15 protein-coding genes and 2 pseudogenes are annotated in these 17,651 nt (G+C 47.4%); 6 read left to right on the top strand and 11 right to left on the bottom strand.

The genetic code is table 11. The annotated features are described in order from the left end of the window. A pseudogene (locus tag IQ219_RS05975) lies at positions 1 to 403 on the top strand (hypothetical protein); the annotation flags it as partial. Between the two features lie 53 nt (positions 404 to 456). Here the strand turns inward: IQ219_RS05975 and IQ219_RS05970 are convergent. After that, complete coding sequence (locus tag IQ219_RS05970) at positions 457 to 945, bottom strand: nitrate reductase associated protein (RefSeq protein ID WP_194072034.1); 489 nt, start codon at positions 943 to 945, stop codon at positions 457 to 459. Between the two features lie 67 nt (positions 946 to 1,012). On the opposite strand from IQ219_RS05970, the gene IQ219_RS05965 reads away from it, so the two are divergent. Beyond that, positions 1,013 to 1,453, top strand: coding sequence for a DUF29 domain-containing protein (locus IQ219_RS05965; protein ID WP_199309527.1), 441 nt, complete (start codon positions 1,013 to 1,015; stop codon positions 1,451 to 1,453). Positions 1,454 to 1,593: 140 nt separating this feature from the next. On the opposite strand, the gene IQ219_RS05960 is transcribed toward IQ219_RS05965, so the two are convergent. From IQ219_RS05960 to IQ219_RS05930, 7 genes and pseudogenes are all read right to left on the bottom strand, one after another. Beyond that, on the bottom strand, positions 1,594 to 3,744 hold the full coding sequence (locus tag IQ219_RS05960; protein ID WP_194072033.1) for a molybdopterin oxidoreductase family protein: 2,151 nt from the start codon (positions 3,742 to 3,744) through the stop codon (positions 1,594 to 1,596). A 217-nt stretch (positions 3,745 to 3,961) separates the two neighbouring features. Then, positions 3,962 to 4,231 (bottom strand): DUF1830 domain-containing protein, encoded by a 270-nt coding sequence (locus tag IQ219_RS05955; RefSeq protein ID WP_190596171.1) that lies wholly within the window; start codon positions 4,229 to 4,231, stop codon positions 3,962 to 3,964. A gap of 263 nt (positions 4,232 to 4,494) precedes the next feature. Further along, a pseudogene (locus IQ219_RS05950) lies at positions 4,495 to 5,322 on the bottom strand (nitrate ABC transporter ATP-binding protein); the annotation flags it as partial. A gap of 79 nt (positions 5,323 to 5,401) precedes the next feature. Next, complete coding sequence (locus IQ219_RS05945; protein WP_194072032.1) at positions 5,402 to 7,414, bottom strand: nitrate ABC transporter ATP-binding protein; 2,013 nt, start codon at positions 7,412 to 7,414, stop codon at positions 5,402 to 5,404. A 73-nt stretch (positions 7,415 to 7,487) separates the two neighbouring features. Beyond that, positions 7,488 to 8,315, bottom strand: a complete 828-nt coding sequence (gene ntrB / locus IQ219_RS05940) for a nitrate ABC transporter permease (RefSeq protein ID WP_194072031.1) — start codon at positions 8,313 to 8,315, stop codon at positions 7,488 to 7,490. Between the two features lie 93 nt (positions 8,316 to 8,408). After that, a complete protein-coding gene (locus IQ219_RS05935; protein ID WP_194072030.1) occupies positions 8,409 to 9,749 on the bottom strand; it encodes a CmpA/NrtA family ABC transporter substrate-binding protein in 1,341 nt (446 codons plus the stop codon). A gap of 135 nt (positions 9,750 to 9,884) precedes the next feature. Then, entirely contained in the window at positions 9,885 to 10,934 is a 1,050-nt protein-coding gene (locus tag IQ219_RS05930; protein WP_190596179.1) for an anthranilate phosphoribosyltransferase family protein, read from the bottom strand. 188 nt (positions 10,935 to 11,122) lie between these two features. Here IQ219_RS05930 and IQ219_RS05925 point away from each other — a divergent pair, with 188 nt between their 5' ends. Next, complete coding sequence (locus IQ219_RS05925; RefSeq protein ID WP_190596181.1) at positions 11,123 to 11,767, top strand: histidine phosphatase family protein; 645 nt, start codon at positions 11,123 to 11,125, stop codon at positions 11,765 to 11,767. Here IQ219_RS05925 and IQ219_RS05920 read toward each other — a convergent pair. From IQ219_RS05920 to IQ219_RS05910, 3 genes are all read right to left on the bottom strand, one after another. Beyond that, the gene (locus IQ219_RS05920) at positions 11,764 to 12,036 is read right to left on the bottom strand and encodes a septal ring lytic transglycosylase RlpA family protein (RefSeq protein WP_190596205.1); all 273 of its coding nucleotides are present in this window, start codon (positions 12,034 to 12,036) and stop codon (positions 11,764 to 11,766) included. The genes IQ219_RS05925 and IQ219_RS05920 overlap by 4 nt on opposite strands. Positions 12,037 to 12,192: 156 nt before the next feature. After that, positions 12,193 to 13,485 carry a cell division protein FtsZ gene (gene ftsZ / locus IQ219_RS05915; protein ID WP_194072029.1) on the bottom strand — a complete coding sequence of 431 codons (1,293 nt, stop codon included), beginning with the start codon at positions 13,483 to 13,485 and terminating at the stop codon, positions 12,193 to 12,195. 248 nt (positions 13,486 to 13,733) lie between these two features. Next, on the bottom strand, positions 13,734 to 14,543 hold the full coding sequence (locus IQ219_RS05910; protein ID WP_194072028.1) for a cell division protein FtsQ/DivIB: 810 nt from the start codon (positions 14,541 to 14,543) through the stop codon (positions 13,734 to 13,736). A 114-nt stretch (positions 14,544 to 14,657) separates the two neighbouring features. Between IQ219_RS05910 and ctpC the strand changes: the two genes are divergently transcribed. The 3 genes from ctpC to IQ219_RS05895 form a co-directional block, all read left to right on the top strand. Further along, positions 14,658 to 15,929: a carboxyl-terminal processing protease CtpC gene (gene ctpC, locus IQ219_RS05905; RefSeq protein ID WP_194014564.1), complete on the top strand. Its 1,272-nt coding sequence runs from the start codon at positions 14,658 to 14,660 to the stop codon at positions 15,927 to 15,929. A gap of 38 nt (positions 15,930 to 15,967) precedes the next feature. Then, on the top strand, positions 15,968 to 16,624 hold the full coding sequence (locus IQ219_RS05900) for a Uma2 family endonuclease (RefSeq protein ID WP_194072027.1): 657 nt from the start codon (positions 15,968 to 15,970) through the stop codon (positions 16,622 to 16,624). Between the two features lie 20 nt (positions 16,625 to 16,644). Next, on the top strand, positions 16,645 to 17,651 hold a 1,007-nt coding region (locus IQ219_RS05895; RefSeq protein WP_194072026.1), incomplete at its 3' end, for a serine/threonine-protein kinase.

Here is a 17,651-nt window from a genome sequence, read left to right as displayed (position 1 = left end):
CTATATCAGAATGGACCATCTATACTTTGATGATTTTTCCGCCGCAAATACCCTTCTACCTGTCCATGCAACTAAGGAAATGTGTAACCAAAAGGGAATTGTGACTAACTGCGAAGTTGAAATGACCGCAGAAGCTGGCACAGTGCAGCTACCCATTTTGTACTATCCTGCAATGCAACAAGTTGTAGTAGACAATCAACCGACGGCAGGATTTTTTACTAATTATCGAGACTTTAATTTACTCAGCCTTAATTTAAGTCCGGGCAAACACCAAATCCGAGTCAAATTCACCGGCCTAATCTGGGCCAACTTGATCAGTTTTCTTGCTTGGTTAGCATTAATCATTACGGCGATCGCCTTGAAATTTTATCCGCGCAAATTGGAGCAGGGAATTTACAAGTAAATAGGCAATTCAGTACTAAGTAATTAATCTTAACTAACTTGATGGGAAGAAAATTAACTAGTTGCAACTTTTTCTTGACTTGGCATAAGACCAAACTCCTTGATTGCCGGTAGGAAGTTACGATTTTCGTGCCCAGTTCTACTTAGTTTAATCAGCGCAAATCTTTGTAAAGGAGTGAGACTTTGCCATTGACTCAGGGTTATGCCGGGAGATGCTAAAGAAGGTAATTTATTACCTAACTCCGTTAATATCTGAACTGGAATTTGATCAACATTTAACCAATCGGGTAAGGTCGGGACTGACAATGTAGAAGCCGGCTGACCAGTTAATTCCGTCACCCAGTTTTGCAACTTTTCACCATATTGGCTAACTTCTGCCGGTGTTTTGCAGTTAGCTTCAGTTAAATACTGCCTTTGGTCCAAACTCAGTTGATGCCAATGACTTAATTTTAATTTAACGCCACAGGTGTCTAGTTTATAGCGGACAACCATGGGAATACAGCGGAGGGAGTCGACAAAATCAGTTTCAAATTGAAAAAACATTGTTGTTGCAGTTAAATTAATTTAGCCTATAATGTTAACATTTGATGTTGAGCAAGGATATAATTCGATGTCTTCCCCCAGTACTTATCACAGCGATTTTTATGCCTGGACAAAAGAACAAACTGAAATACTAAGTAACCAGCAATGGCATAAACTAGATGTTGAAAATTTGATCGAGGAAATAGAGAGTTTGGGGAGACAACAACGTCAGGAATTAAGAAGCCGTCTAGCAATTTTGCTTGGTCACCTCCTCAAATGGCAATATCAATCGGAACAAAGAAGTCGTAGTTGGCTGGCAACAATTCGGGTACAACGACGGGATATTTTAAAGTTGATTAAGGAAAATCCTAGCTTAAAAGCCCATTTATTAGAGACCATACTAGATGCTTATGACAATGGTAGAGATCTAGCCATGGGAGAAACTAACTTGCCAGAAGAAATATTTCCCCAACAATGTCCATACGTTCCTGACCAAATTTTAAACTTAGATTTTTACCCCGATAACTGATCAATCTTTAGGTTATGGTTAAAAAGCTAAATTTATTAGTTAATTTAACTTAGATTAAAATGAAGTTGTGTAAGATTGTAAAATAAAATGCTCCATTGGAACACTTGACAGCAGATTATCTTGCAGAGGTTCGACCTCAACTAACGATAAATCGGCGTCACATTAACAGCACAGGCTTTCAGTTCCGGCTGTTTAGAAATGGGGCAAGCAATGGGATGGGTCAAACTATTAACCTCTGCGTTATCTTGCCATAAAAAGCCCCAGTGCATGGGCATAAAAACCGTACCAGGGGCAATGGCCTTAGTAACTAAAACTTCTAGCTGAGCGGAACCCCGCCGAGACTTAATCGCCACTAGATCTTGGCTTTTAATGCCCAATTTTTCTGCGTCCCTAGGATGAATTTCCAATATGGGTTTGGGATGCATTTTTTTAATTTTCTCAATGTGGCCAGTACGGGTCTGGGTGTGCCAATGACCATAAAGACGACCGTTGGTGAGGACGAAAGGATAGTCAGGATCGACCGGTTCAGCTAATCCTTGACTGTGGTCTAAGCAAAAGTTCGCCCGACCAGTTTCTGTGCAAAATTTATGGTCCGTGTATAGTCTTTTGGGACTGGAGACTTCCTTTTCATGCTCAGCACTAGGGCAGGGCCATTGTAGGGGGCCAAATCTATCCAAAGCGCCGTAACTAATGCCCGATTGGTCGCACAATCTACCGGCGGTTAATTGCACATACTCTGAATGGACAGCCGCTGAATCGGAAAAGTTAAACTGCTCTTCAAAACCCAGTCTGCGCCCGACTTCAGCAAAAATTTCCCAGTCAGGTCTGGCTTCCCCTGGGGGAGAACGGAACGCACGAGAAAGGGTAACTCTCCGTTCTGAATTGGTCATCGTACCCGTTTTTTCGCTCCATTGAGCTGCTGGTAAGACTAAATGGGCATATGCCGCTGTTTCGGTGGGGAAATATGCATCCTGGTGGATCGTAAAGGTTGATTTCCGCAGGGCATTTTTAACCCTTTCTAAATCTGGCATACTGACAACTGGGTTGGTGGCCACAATCCACAGCAAGCCAACCTGTTGATTTTCCAGTGCCATAAACATTTCCCAGGCCGATAAACCGGGCTGAGCATCAATGCGGCCGGGGGGAATTTGCCAGAGTTGTTCCACTTCTTGGCGGTGTTGGGCATTTTGAATGGAACGGTAACCGGGCAATAAATGGGATAGTCCCCCAGTTTCCCGACCTCCCATGGCGTTGGGTTGGCCAGTGAGGGAAAAAGGCCCACTGCCTGGTTTGCCAATCTGACCAGTAAGTAAATGGAGATTAATTAAACAACGACCTTTAGCGGTGCCTTGGGATGATTGATTTAGACCCATGGACCAGAGGGAAAGCACTGTTCTGGCATTGCCCCAATAGCGAGCAACGGTTTCCAATTGTTCCAAACTAATACCGCAAATTCGGGTAACTTTGTCCGGGGGATAATGGCTAATAACTTGACAATACTGCTCAAAATCTTGGGTATGATTATAAATGAATTCCTGGTCAATTAAATTCCACTTTTTTAGTAAATAAGCGATGCCATGGAGCAAAGAAATATCAGTGCCTGGATTGATCGCTAAATGCAAATCAGCCACTTCGGCGGTAGCAGTACAACGGGGGTCCACCACAATTAATTTGACGTGGGGATTTTGTTTATGATGTTTGCGTAAACGATTAAAAATAATGGGATGGCAATCGGCGGTATTGGTGCCAATTAAAAAAGCGCAATCGGTTAATTCTAAATCTTCATAACAACAGGGAGGGCCATCGGAACCAAAGCTCAAACCATAGGCTGAGACCGCTGAAGACATGCAAAGACGGGAGTTGGTGTCGAAATTATTAGTACCCAAACAACCTTTAAATAACTTCTGGGCGATATAGTAGTCCTCTGTTTGCATTTGCCCAGAGGCATACATGCACAAGCCACTCACACCCAAAGTCTGCTTAACCTGCTGAATTTTATCGACGATAATTTCCAGAGCCTTTTCCCAACTAATCCTTTGCAGAGGCTGGTCTAAACTTGACCGAAACATGGGGTAAAGTAAGCGCTGTTTATCCATCGACTCCATTACCGTAGCCCCTTTGACACAAACCATGCCTTGGCTAGAAGGATGTTGGCGATCGCCTCTTATTTTATAGCTATTGTGGGACAGAACCGCTGATTTCTGGGGACTAGCGACGGCTTCCAAGCCACAGCCAACCCCGCAGTAAGGACAAAGGGTTCTGGTGGGGGGAAGAATGGCTAAAGCATCCATTAAAGTATCAACAGTTAATTGAGATAAATGTAAATAAAAATAGGTTTGAAGAGCCCCCAAAATTCCCCGTTTTTAGACTGGTTGCAGAGAACTCACCGCTGATGGCAGAAAATTTTACGGTCTATCCACCCCAATCCGAGCTTGAGTGGGAAGGCCAAGAGGATAGATTAAAAGTTGGCCAAAGGCATCCAAGTTAGTCAAGCTTAACAGCTCTGCATCAGTGCACCAAAAGACGGTCGCAGGTAATGGAATCAACCAGCACTTGATCAGATTGGAAAATCTTAACAGTTAATTGATCCTGGGGCTGGGCCCAAAACAATAATTGTTCTCCAGGAAAAATTAGTTTTTCTTTTTTCCAGGTGCCATCAATAATTATTTGTTGTAACTTATTGCCACTATTGCGATAGTAACAAAGTTGATCATTGCCGTCTTTGGAAGTATGCACGGCCGGGGTGAGGGAGTTATTAGAGTCGTTGATGGTTGCCATTGTCTTAGGTGCTAATTGTGAACCTTGGGCCTAAGCAGAGGAGCAATAAGCACTAGGTAAACTAGGTAAAACTTGAGATAATTTAGGTGGGTTAATTAGTTTTCGGAAGATTCCACTGTAGGGGTAGGGCCACTATTGACCCTGGGACCAAAGGTTTGTACCAAGCCAATGCCCACTAAGGCGATCGCTGCCAGTCCTAGGGCTCCAGCCATAACCTTTTTGAGCAACAAACCGGCATTGGGTTTATCTTCTTTGAGGTCATCGTCATCATCATGGGCATAGCGATGGTAAAGAAAATCCAGGGCATAATTCCGCAGTTGATAATATTTGGGATCATCGGTAATCTGACTGCGGTTACGGGGCCGGTCAAAGGGAATATCCAGGATTTCACCAATTTTAGCGGCGGGACCATTGGTCATCATCACTAGGCGATCGGCTAGAAATAAGGCCTCATCAATGTCGTGGGTAATCATCAACACAGTTAGATTATTTTCTCGCCAGATTTTTAATAATTCTTCCTGTAGTTCTTCTTTGGTGATAGCATCCAACGCCCCAAAGGGTTCATCTAAAATCAAAACCTCTGGAGAAATAGCTAAAGCTCTGGCGATCGCCACCCGTTGCTTCATCCCCCCGGAAATTTGACCAGGCTTCTTTTGGGCGGCTTCTGTCAAACCCACCATTTCAAGGTAGTGGCCAACCAATTCTTCTTTTTCTGTTTTGGATTTGTCCGGATAAACCGATTCCACCGCTAGGGAAACATTATCATAGGCAGATTTCCAAGGTAGTAAACAATAATTTTGGAAAACCATCATCCGGTCTGGACCAGGGGCAGTAATTAACTGATTTTTCAGCTTAACAGTGCCGCCCGTGGGTTGATTAAACCCAGAAACCATATTCAAAAGGGTAGATTTACCACAGCCTGAATGGCCAATTACACAAATAAATTCTCCCTGTTTGACCTCTAAATTAACCCCATCTAATACCGTATAGGATCCCTGGGCAGTGGGATAGACTTTACTAACATTTTCAATGGCTAAAAAAGCAGTTTTCTCTTGGGTTAGGGTAGGATCATTGGCATTCATTGTTTGCATAGTCATAGGGGCAATAGTGGATAGTTAAAGATCAGTAAATCGTTAAAACAAAAATCACTGAAAATAATTAAGCAACGAACTATTTACTAGGGGAGTCCACTGGATCGATCATTATTTCTGCCACTCGAATATCGCGGTGGATGGTAAAGCGTTTGATGTAACCAACGGGATCATTGGGGGTGAAAACCATGCCATCAAACAAATTAACGTTATGGTGGTCTCCTTCCAAATCGGGCCAGCCCAATTGGCGGCAAGCTTCCCCAAACAGATCGGGGCGCCGCACCCGCTCGATAATTTCTAGCCAATTTTTCGGAAAATCAATGTATCCCCAGCGGGCTAATTGGGTCAGAATCCAGAGCCCTTCACTACGGGAAGGATAGTTAGATTGTTGAACGTAGAATTGGTTAAATTGCAGCAACATTTCCGGCTCAGTCTCGTTACCTTTGTCATAGGCGTCAATGAAGCCGGGGCTGATATATTCCGCTGCTACCCCCAGGTATTGGGGCTGGGCCAGATAATCAACTATTTCCCGACGATGACGGCGATCGTCGCAATATTCACAGGCTTCCAGCAGGGCTTTAACTAGGGCCAAATGGGTTGCAGGATATTTATTAACCCATTCTTCCCGCACCCCCAAAACTTTCTCAGGATGGCCATCCCAAATGTCCAAATCGGTGGCGATGACATAACCTAAATCTTCCTTAACTGCGTAGGAGTTCCACGGTTCCCCCACAGCAAAACCATCAATGTTTCCTGCTTTTAAATTGGCTACCATTTGGGGGGGCGGCAGGCGGATTAGATTAACATCCTGGTCAGGATCTATCCCCCCGGAGGCTAACCAATAGCGCAGTAAAAGATTCTGCATGGAAGCCGGATGAACCATGCCCAAGGTGGATACTTGATCGGGAGTTTCTGTCAGTTTAGTCTTTAAATCTTCTAGATTTTTAACACCCGCTTCGGCAAACTTTTTCCCCAGGGTAATGGCATTGCCGTTGCGCCCCATCACTAGGGCAGTGATCATTGGTAGAGGGGTTTTTCCTCCCATGCCTAGGGTGAGGGCCAGGGGCATACCGGCCACCACGGGGGCACCATCTAGGCGTCTTTCCCGAATGCCATCGGCGATCGCCTGCCAACTAGGTTCTTTTACCAGGTTAACCTGATCTAATCCATGCTTTTGGAAGAAACCTTTTTCTTTGGCAATTACCAACGGTGCACAATCGCTCAGGGCAATGAAACCCAAATTGAGGTTGATTTTTTCCAAACCATTGCCACTCATGGCTCCGGCAAACTGACTGACGGCCCCAACCTTTTTGGCCCGTTTTTGTTGATTGAGGAAATAGACGATTTCCCCCCGCAGGGCGTAGTAACTGGGATGGTTGACCACTTCCAAGCGGTGACGAGGCCGGGGAATGGGCACTTCTAAAACTTGGCCAATGTGGGCTTCGGGCCCCGTGGTTAACATCACCACCCGGTCTGATAATAACAGGGCTTCGTCGACGTCATGGGTCACCATAATGCAGGTCACGCCGCTTTCTTGGACAATTTCCATGAGCCGCTCCTGCAAATTTCCCCGGGTCAAGGCATCCAAGGCCCCAAAGGGTTCATCTAGCAGTAGGACTTTTGGTCGAGTAGCCAAGGCCCTGGCGATCGCCACCCGTTGTTTCATACCCCCGGATAGTTCCCCTGGCCGTTTATGGGCCGCCCGTTGCAACCCCACTAGGGCAATGTTGTCGTCAATAATTTTTTCTTGTTCTGGCTTGGGCAAATTCCGCAGCACTCGATTCACGGCCAGGGCGATATTTTGCCGCACCGTCAACCAGGGCAACAGGGAATAATTTTGAAAAACCACCATCCGTTCAGGACCAGGCTCAGTGATTTCTTTCCCCTCCATGATGACCCCACCAAACGTAGGCTTATCTAGCCCAGAGATCATGTTCAACAGGGTAGATTTGCCGCAACCAGAGTGACCAATCAAGGAAATAAATTCCCCTTGATTAATTTTTAGCTCAATGTTTTTGAGGGCAATGTAACGTCCCCCATCGGGGAGGGGAAAAATACGATCAACATGATCAATTTCAATAAAGGGCATCATAGTTAGTCCGGGGGTGACAAATCAAAAATGGAGAAGTAATACCTAGGGAAAATGGCCGGCCTATGGATGTTGGTTATTTTTGCTCCGCCGGTACCACCAAACTTTCCAGAAAAGCGATAAAACGATCTAGCAATAAACCGACAATGCCCACATAAATTAAGGCAATAATGATTTCACTGATCAGGGAACTGTTATAGGCATCCCAGATAAAAAAGCCAATACCCACACCACCAATCAGCATTTCTGCAGCGACGATCGCCAACCAGGAAAGACCAATACCAATGCGTAGGCCAGTGAAGATATAGGGCACTGCCGCCGGAAATAAAATATTGAAAAAATACTGGCTTTTGGAAAGCTTTAGAACCCGAGAAACATTGCGGTAATCCTGGGGAACTTGCTGGGCACCCACCGTGGTGTTGATGACAATGGGCCAAATTGCCGTAATAAAAATAACGAAAATGGCTGAAGGTTCCGCCTCCTGCAACGCCGCCAGGGCAATGGGCAACCAAGCTAAGGGGGGAATAGTTCTTAAGACCTGAAAAATTGGGTCTAGGGCATCGTACATAAATTTGCTACTGCCAATTAAAATGCCCAGGGCAATGCCCACCACCGCTGCCGCACTAAAGCCCACAGCCACCCTGGTTAGACTGGCAAAAATTTGGATACCCAAACCTTTATCGGTGCCGCCATTGTCAAAAAAGGGATTGAGAATCAAGGGATAGGTCTGTTCCAGTACCTGCACAGGACTAGGTAAGTTAGAGCCTTCCCCGGAGCAGAGAATTTGCCAAACCACCAACAAAACGGCGATCGCCACAGCGGGACGAATAACTTTAGGGGCGTAGATGAAACTGAGGGGATTTTTTTTACGGCGGGGACGGAGCCCAGCGGCGGAACTAGCCATAATTTTTACCTGATAGTGATGAAATGAACTGGAGTAATCAGAGCAAGGGAAAGATTAGCCCAGGGGGCTAACCTAGAGCGCCACAGCTAAGCACTAACTTTTGATGGTCTTAATTTTCAAACTGTCCAGATAGGCCTGGGGATTTTCCGGATCGAAGGTTATGCCGTCAAAGAAAGTTTCCACCCCCCGGGAAGGACTGGTGGGAATTTGATCCGCTGGCACCCCGATGGCCTGGGCCGCTTCTCGCCACAGATCTTCGCGATTGACCTTATCCACAATGGCTTTCGTGTCTGTACTGGCCGGCAAATAGCCCCAACGAATGTTTTCCGTTAAAAACCATTGGTCATGGCTTTTATAGGGATAGGAAGCATTGTCATTCCAATATTTCTGCATTAAATCTGGGTCATCGAAAACCGTCTCCCCGTCCCCAAAGTTGTATACCCCTTTAGAGCGGTCAATGATGTCATCAAAGGGCACTTTAAACCATTCCCGTTTTGACAAAATCTGACACATTTCTTCTTTATTTTCCGCCTGGTCACACCATTGTTGAGCTTCCATTACCGCCATTAATAAGGCTTTGGCGGCTTTGGGATTTTGATCCACCCAATCGGCCCGCATGCCAAATGCTTTCTCTGGATGATTTTTCCATAATTGGCCAGTGGTTAAGGCTTGATAGCCCACCCCTTGGTTCACCGTTTGCAACGGCCAAGGTTCCCCAACGCAAAATGCTTCCATCGCATTGACTTTAACGTTAGCCACCATCTGGGCCGGCGGAACCACAATGGTAGAAACTTCCTTACCGGGCTCAATCCCTCCAGCGGCTAACCAATAGCGAATCCACATGTCGTGGGTGCCGCCAGGAAAGGTCATGGCTACCTTGGGATCTGTTACTTTGGCAAAGGCTTCTTTAAGGGGAGAAGCATCGGTACCTACTTTCAAATCTTTGTAATTATTGCCCAACTGAATGCCTTGGCCATTGACATTTAAGCGGGCCAAGATGTACATCGGGGTTGGCTTCCCGTCGGTCACAGTGCCCATGGTAATTAGGTAAGGCATGGGGGTGAGAATATGGGCCCCATCAATACCGCCACTGGCGGACCCCAATACGAGGTTATCCCTGGTGGTGCCCCAGGACGCTTGCTTCAGCACTTCCACGTCAGGCATGCCATATTTGGCGTAAAAGCCCTTTTCCTTGGCAATAATCAAAGGAGCCGCATCGGTTAGGGCAATAAAGCCTAATTTGGCGGTGGTTACTTCTGGGGCATTTTCCCCTTCAACCAAGGGACTAATGGCTTGATCCGTGCCGGACCCGGACCCAGCCCCTGTGGATGTGGTGGTGGGGGAAGTACAACCATGGAGAACCACTCCTCCAATGGCGGCGGCCCCAGCGGTGAACATGAACTTACGACGGGTGCTTCGGGAAAAATTACTCATAGTTTAGGCAATAACTAAAGCCAGAAAGGGCAACTGCTGACGATCACATTCCTAGACTGGATTTTTTCCTTGTAAATATTTGTATAGTTTGTAACTAATAATTAAATTTTATGCAGTTAATGCATTTTTGCTGGCTTATTTTGCATATAACTGTAGTCGATGCCATTGTTGTTTCACTAGGCCGTCATCAATGAGCTTTTCCGCTGTGGCGATCGCCGTTTCCAGATTGGGGGCGTCTGTATGTTGCCAGAGGTAAAAAGCACTGTTCCAAATTAAAGCTGGCCGCAGGGGGGTTTGTTCCCCGCTCAAAGTAGCCCGGGCCAACTCAAGATAATCGGCCAAATCAGTCCAGACTGGATTTTTTCCCCCTAGACCAAAATCAGCGGCGTGGAGCCGCAAACGGGTGAGGGAATCTTCAGCTTTGGTTAAGTCGTACAGACCAATAATGGCAGTGCGCTCCTGGGGCAAATCACAACTCCCTTCCAACCCTTTAACCGTGGTGAACGCCGGGACGCCCCGCTGGCTGAGAGCCTCGGCAATCATATTTTCCGTTGGGGGATGGACAAACCCCGCCACCACATGGTGTTTACCGGCATAGGGAACCCAAATTAACTCCAGGGTTGCCAAAGGGGGTCGTTTGCCAATTTCTTCCCGGTAAATGACTAACTTCTGGGCCTCGGGAAAATATTTGGGCAGATAAACAAAGCCCACATTGGTTTTTTCCAAAATATCCTGCATGGCCGCCAAGGATGGCGATCGCCAATCTATTCCTAGGCCTTGCCATAACTCCACCAGGGGAATTCCCTCCTTGGTGGGCATTCGATCACCGCCATGTTGAATGACGGGACAACCCGCCGTTGCCAACACTAGAGCTGTGAGGGGTCCCAAGGGGCAGGTACGATCTCGACCATCGTAGGGTTGACTGAGCACAACCACCGTTTGCCCGGAGCTCAGGGCTGGAATTTTTGGTCCCCATTGCTCAAAGGCATCCAACATCCCTGCCAATTCAGTGCCGGTGGGGCGTTTAATGCGATGGGCAATCAAAAAAGCGCCGATCTGGGCCGGAGTCGCTTCCTGACTTAGCATCAGCTCCAGAGCTCGACAAGCCTCCCCTCGAGTCAAATTTTTGCTGGTATGGGGACCACTACCCACTTTTCTCAACAGCTCTCGAAATTCCTTGCTCATAGTTCCGCAAAAATGGGCAGTTTAAGTATGGCTTCGCAAAGATTTTTTATAACTTTTTGGCTAGGGAACAAAGGTGATTTTGGCTACCAATCAACTTGTGGACGCGAAAAAACAGAGTATTTACGTACAATGAAGGGGGACAGGTCTAAGCCCCCTCCTCTGTAATGTTGCTGCTTTTCAACTCGCCCATGGCCCTCAAACTTTATTTTCTGCGCCACGCACAAACCGCCTACAGCGCCACCGGAGGCTATTGCGGTACCCCGGAAAATGACCCCGGCTTGACCCCAGAAGGAGTTTTAATGGCCAAGGAATTTGCCGAGGCCTACGCCCAACACCCTTGGCAGGCAGTCTATGTCAGTCCCTTGCAGCGGGCCCGACAAACAGCCAAACCCCTGTGCGATCGCCTGGGCATTGAAATGCAAATTCGCCCTGGCCTAAGGGAAGTGGCCTATGGGGAATGGGAAGGACTCCACCCGGACGAGGTCTACCAAAGGGACCACGACCTTTATATGCAATGGCTCACCGATCCAGCTTGGAACTCTCCCCCTGGAGGGGAAAGGGGCATTGACATCGCCCGCAGGAGCACTAGAGTGCTAGAGGAGATTGAGGACCGCTTCGAGGACGGCAATGTGTTGTTGGTTTCCCACAAAGCTACCATCCGCATCCTACTGTGCTGCCTATTGGGCATCGATGTGGGTCGTTACCGAGACCGTTTTGCCATGCCCGTCACCGGACTGAGCGTGGTGGAATTATCCTCCCGGGGACCGCTATTTCACTGTATTGCGGAACGCTCCCACCTTAGCCCCTATTTGCGCAGTTTACCCAGCACCTAGAGACGGGTAATGCTCACGGGAACCCGGCCTTTGCGCGGGTTAGCAATTTGTTGAAATGCCGCACGACTGAGGTCGATGGAGCAATTGCAACGGTCACTCACCGTCACTACGACCGATTTTCCCGTGCGACGATTGGTCACCCTAACTCTGGTGCCTAGGGGCAGACTGGGATGGGCCGCCACCATGCGACCGTGGTTGTAGACTTGGCCGTTGGCCATCTTCCGCCCTACAAATTGATTGCCATAGAAAGTGGCGGATTGGGCCAGCACTGGCAAGGGCAATACCAAGGGAATTAGTAGGCTAGCAAACAAAAAGCGCAAATCAATCAACCTCTTTAGCTTGAAACAACAATTCGAGGTTAACAGTGTAGCCCAGGAAACTTCCTTGGTCAAATTAGGTGGCTCCAACCAGCAATTTGGGGGAACCTAACGGCGGGGAAAACGTCGCTTTTGGAGAAAATCAGGAATATCTAACTCGGGGGCCATGGGGATTTCCCCTAGGGGATCTTCCGGAGCCGTTGTTGATTCCACCTTCTCTACTCCGGCCGGTGGGCCACTGATGGTGTTTTTACTGGCGGTTTTTGTCTGGGGTTTTTCTTTTTCGCCATTGAAGCCCGTGGCAATGACGGTAATTCTCATTTCTCCTTGCAGGCGATCGTCAATCACCGCCCCAAAGATAATATTGGCATCGGCATCCACCACTTCATAGATAATCTCTGCGGCAACATTGACTTCGTGGAGGGTCAAATCCGTCCCACCGGTGACATTAAATACCACCCCTTTGGCTCCCTGGATGGAAGATTCCAACAGAGGAGAAGATATGGCGGCAGTGGCCGCTTCCTTAGCCCTGGATTTACCAGAGCCCACCCCAATGCCCATTAACGCTGAGCCCGCATCGGCCATCACAGCCCGCACGTCAGCAAAGTCCACATTCACCAAACCTGGGATGATGATGATGTCTGAAATGCCCTGTACCCCCTGGCGGAGAATGTCGTCAGCCACGCGGAAAGCTTCCTGGAGAGGAGTTTCGGCAGGGATAACTGACAGCAGTTGGTTATTGGGAATCACAATCAGGGTATCAACCCGGGACTGGAGAGCACTAATACCTTCCTCCGCCTGTTTGGCCCGCCGTCGGCCTTCAAAGGTAAAAGGACGGGTGACAATGCCCACCGTCAAACAGCCCATTTCCTTGGCCACTTCCGCCACAATGGGGGCCGCCCCAGTACCAGTGCCGCCGCCCATGCCAGCGGTGATAAAGACTAAATCCGTGCCTTCAAGGGAACGGGCAATTTCATCTCTGGATTCCTCCGCCGCTTTTTGCCCGATCGCCGGATTACCACCGGCCCCCAAACCGCGGGTGAGTTTCTGGCCAATCTGAATTCGATCTGGGGCTGTTGTATTGGTTAAGGCCTGGGAATCGGTATTAATTGCCCAAAAGTCGATGCCTGTCACCCCACTGGCAATCATACGGTTGACGGCATTGCAACCGCCTCCCCCAACTCCGATCACTTTAATTTTGGCAATGTTACTAGGCACAATCTGATCCCTTTTTAGGCTAGGACTAGGGCTGGCAAAAGCGGGCGCTTCTACCACAGCCTCCAACGGTTCATTTTCAACGATGGAGGACGAAAATAAGTCATCTAACCCCTCCGTCCCATCATCGAGACCACTACCGGTAAAACCTATGTTGTTTAGAGGTAAATCATTATTGAGCGTCATTGCAGGGGGGAAGTATTAGGGGATCAAAATGGGCAATTCTTAAGGCGCAAAAGCAACCACAGGGAGAACAAAGCTTCCGAGGCAGCAGGGTATTGAAGCCTTTTTACGACGACAGAGACCCCCTCGCCCAAGCACAAATCCCAGCGGTCTATCGTCCCTACACTAGGCATATTGAGCAAATTTGTCAATGTGAATCTGAGCTTTTTTCCCATGCCTAGGGAGAATGACTAAGGTGGAGAGTAGAAATGTTAAGGCTTGTTGACGGCGGCTTTTTCCTTGGAGGCTTGGGGACGAAGTTGGATACTGGGACTGTCTGGATTAGTTAGATCAATAAATAGTAAACGCTCCTTGGGCACCCGACTGGGTAAATTCTGCATTTTTTCTAAAACCTGCACTTGTTGCTCGAAGCGAGAAAGGTCAGAACCGAGAAAAACCAATCCCAAGTCCGTCGTCAAACTGATGTTACTGGGGTTGTTGCCATTGATAATCCGAATATTGACGGGGGACTGTTGAATCTGAATTTGATGGGTCTGCCAAAAACTGCGGTACTGGGGGCCGTAGCCCAAAAACTGAGGGGTTTGGGGCAAGGTTTTTCTGACAGGTTGGCTGTAAAGGGTGGCCGGAATATAATTTCCCTCCCCATCTAAATAGCCCAAACCTTCGTCTGCCACGGCGATCGCCACTGGTCGTCGTTCCTGTACCGCCACATTTACCTGGGCCGGAAACAACTGCCTTGTCACTTCTACTCTGAGGAGGGCCGGATTTTTGATCAATTCATCCCCCAAGGCCTGGGTGGAAAGTTGCCAAATCGCCTGGGGATAGGCAAGGTCTAGATTTTTGTATAACGTTTCTCGCCCCACTAATTTATTACCCACAAACTCCACTTGGCGATCGGAGCGAATGGACCATTCGGGCCAACTCATTACCCAGACCATACCCCCCGTCAAACCACACACACAGACAAACTGCCAACAGGATCGTAGACGTCTCCAACGCCTCTGCCACATCAGTTGTTCCCGGCGATTTTTCAGGGAGTCAGACACAACTAAATCCGTCATGGGAGTTCAATAACCATCATCACTGAAATGTTATAACCTAGGAATCAAGGACTCTAAGGACTTCCCCAGAGTTTATTTTCTTAATCAATCTTCACCAACTGTCCAGCAAATCCCATGTTTAAACAAAAGCGCAGTCTGATTTTGGGAACTACAGCTCTGTTACTCACAACGGTAGCGGTGACTGGAATTGGGTTGCGATTGGCCCGCTCCCAGGGCTACTTGCAGGACAACCCCAAGGAGTTGGTGGACGAAGTTTGGCAAATTGTCAATCGCACCTATGTAGATGGTACTTTCAACGGTGAGGATTGGGTAGCCGTTCGCCAGGATTATCTGAAGCGGGAATATAGCAACCAAGAAGAAGCTTACACAGCTATCCGGGAAATGCTGGAGAAGTTGAACGACCCCTACACTCGCTTCATGTCTCCCGATGAATTCCAATCGATGCGCATCGATACCTCCGGGGAATTAACCGGGGTGGGGATTCAGATCACCCAGGACCAAGATACGAAAAAAATTGTGGTGGTGGCTCCCATTGAGGATACCCCCGCCTACAACGCCGGCATTCTTTCTAAGGATGTGATTACCAAAATTGACGGTAAATCCACCGATGGCATGGAAGTGGACGACGCGGTTAAGTTGATCCGGGGCAAACCAGGCACCAGTGTAGTCCTCACCATTGAACGGGAAGGCCAGGCGATCGAATATCCCTTAGTAAGAACCTTGATTGAAATTCACCCAGTACGGGCCCAAGTGGAAGATATTGATGGTGCCAAAGTGGGTTATATCCGTTTAAATCAGTTCAGCGCCCAAGCTTCGGAAGAAATGCGTCAAGCGGTGCAAAAGTTGGAGAAAGAGAATGTGATCGGTTACATTTTCGATCTTCGTTCCAATCCCGGTGGCTTACTATATTCTAGTGTGGATATCGCCCGCATTTGGCTGGATGAAGGAGGCATTGTCTCCACTGTCGATCGCCGAGGGGAAGTGGAACAACAAAGTGCTAACAAACGGCAGTTGAGTAACCGTCCCTTGGTGGTATTAGTAGATGGTGGTTCTGCCAGTGCCAGTGAAATTGTCTCCGGAGCCCTACAGGACAATCAACGGGCGGTCATTGTGGGCACCAAAACCTTCGGTAAGGGGCTGGTGCAGTCGGTGCGAGAACTAGGGGATGGCTCGGGTATGGCAGTGACGATCGCCAAATATTTAACCCCCAACGGCCGAGATATTAATAAACATGGCATTGACCCCGATGTAGAAGTGGAACTCACCGACGCCCAGCGTAAAGAGCTACAGCAAAATCGGGAAAAAGTAGGCACCCTAGAAGACCCTCAATTTGCCAAGGCCTATGAAGTGCTAATGCAACAGGTCAACAAAACCGCTTCTAAGTAGGTTGAATGGGCTTGTGCAATTCTATTCGGTAAAAGTCTATGGTTCTGCTTCCCCTCGACTTTCCCAATTTGTATCCGGAATCCGATGGTAAACCCATAGCTGACAATACTCTGCAGTATCATTGGATTGTCCGTTTGGTGACCAATCTCAAGCATTTATTTCAGGGAAAAACGGTCTTTGTGGCGGGGGATTTACTTTGGTATCCCGAACAGGTGACTGCTCCCCCTGCGCCCTGTCAGGCTCCCGATGCCATGGTAGTTCTAGGAAGACCTGACGGGGAACGACGCAGTTACAAACAATGGGAAGAAGACAATATTGCCCCCCAGGTAGTGTTTGAAATTCTCTCTGAGAGTAACAGTGCCAGGGAAATGCTCCATAAGCAAACGTTTTATCGGCGGTATGGAGTATTGGAGATGTTCTTTTACGATCCAGAGTCCTACGACTTTTGGGGTCAGGTGCGTTCCGAGCCAGATGCAGAATTTGAGACCATCACCCTGCTCAATTTTCCCTGGACTTCCCCAACCCTAGGAATTCGCTTTGAAATGTTTGCCGATGGCTTGAAACTGTTTTTTCCCAACGGAGAACCATTTAAAGATCCGGAAACCCTTTTTGAAGAAAGGGATCAGGCTCAACAGCAAAGAGACCGAGCTTTTGCCAAATTGCGGGAATTGGGTATTGACCCTTCTACCCTGTGAAGTGATGAATTGAAAACATTATGAGCCAATGTTTAAATCCTGATTGCCTAGCGGTTAACCCAATAACTCACAAATTTTGTCAAAAATGTGGTCAAAAGCTTTGGCTCAAGGATCGTTACCAAGCGTTGAAGCTAATTGGGCAGGGAGGTTTTGGCAAAACGTTTTTGGCGGTGGATTTAGATAAACCATCCCAGCCTCAGTGTGTGATTAAGCAGTTTTTTCCTCAGAGTCAGGGAACTGGAGCTTTGGATAAGGCGGCGGAGTTATTCAAAGAAGAAGCTAAGCGTTTGGATGATTTGGGAAATCATAACCAAATACCGGAGTTATTGGCCTATTTCATCGCCGACGATCAACGTCAATATTTGGTGCAGGAATATGTGGAGGGAGAAAATTTAGCCCAGGAATTGCAAAATCAGGGAGTTTTTAATGAAGCAAAAATTCGGGCGTTGTTGGTGGATCTTTTGCCAGTGTTGGACTTTATCCACAGCCATCAGGTGATTCACCGGGACATTAAACCAGAAAATATTATTCGTCGTCAGTCGGATCAAAAATTAGTCTTGGTAGATTTTGGGGCGGCTAAGGCATTAAATCTCCAAAATCGCTCGGTCACAGGAACAATAATTGGCTCAGCGGAATATGTGGCACCGGAGCAAATGAACGGCAAGGCAGTAAACAGTAGTGATTTATACAGTTTGGGCGTAACCTGCTTGCATTTATTGACAGGAATTTCACCCTTTGAATTGTTTGATCAGGGAGAACATGAATGGTGTTGGTGGGATTATTTAAGCAGTAATCCAGTAGGTAATGAGTTAGGTATTATTTTGGGAAAGATGGTGATCTTGGGGGTCAAAAAACGTTATAAAACTGCAAATGATACTTTAAAAGAATTAAATTATTTTAAACAAAATCTCCACCAAACTATTATAAAATCTGAACAAAAAACAATCATTGTTTTTATACATCGACCTTTCGCTTTGACCTATATGTTCATGAATTACGAATTATATATAAATGGAGACTATGTATG

The sequence above is a fragment of the Synechocystis sp. LEGE 06083 genome (assembly GCF_015207725.1).
GTDB classification, from domain to species: Bacteria; Cyanobacteriota; Cyanobacteriia; order Cyanobacteriales; family Microcystaceae; genus Synechocystis; species Synechocystis salina.
The sequence above is the reverse complement of the archived record's forward strand: the minus strand, read 5'-3'. Positions and strand labels throughout refer to the sequence as shown.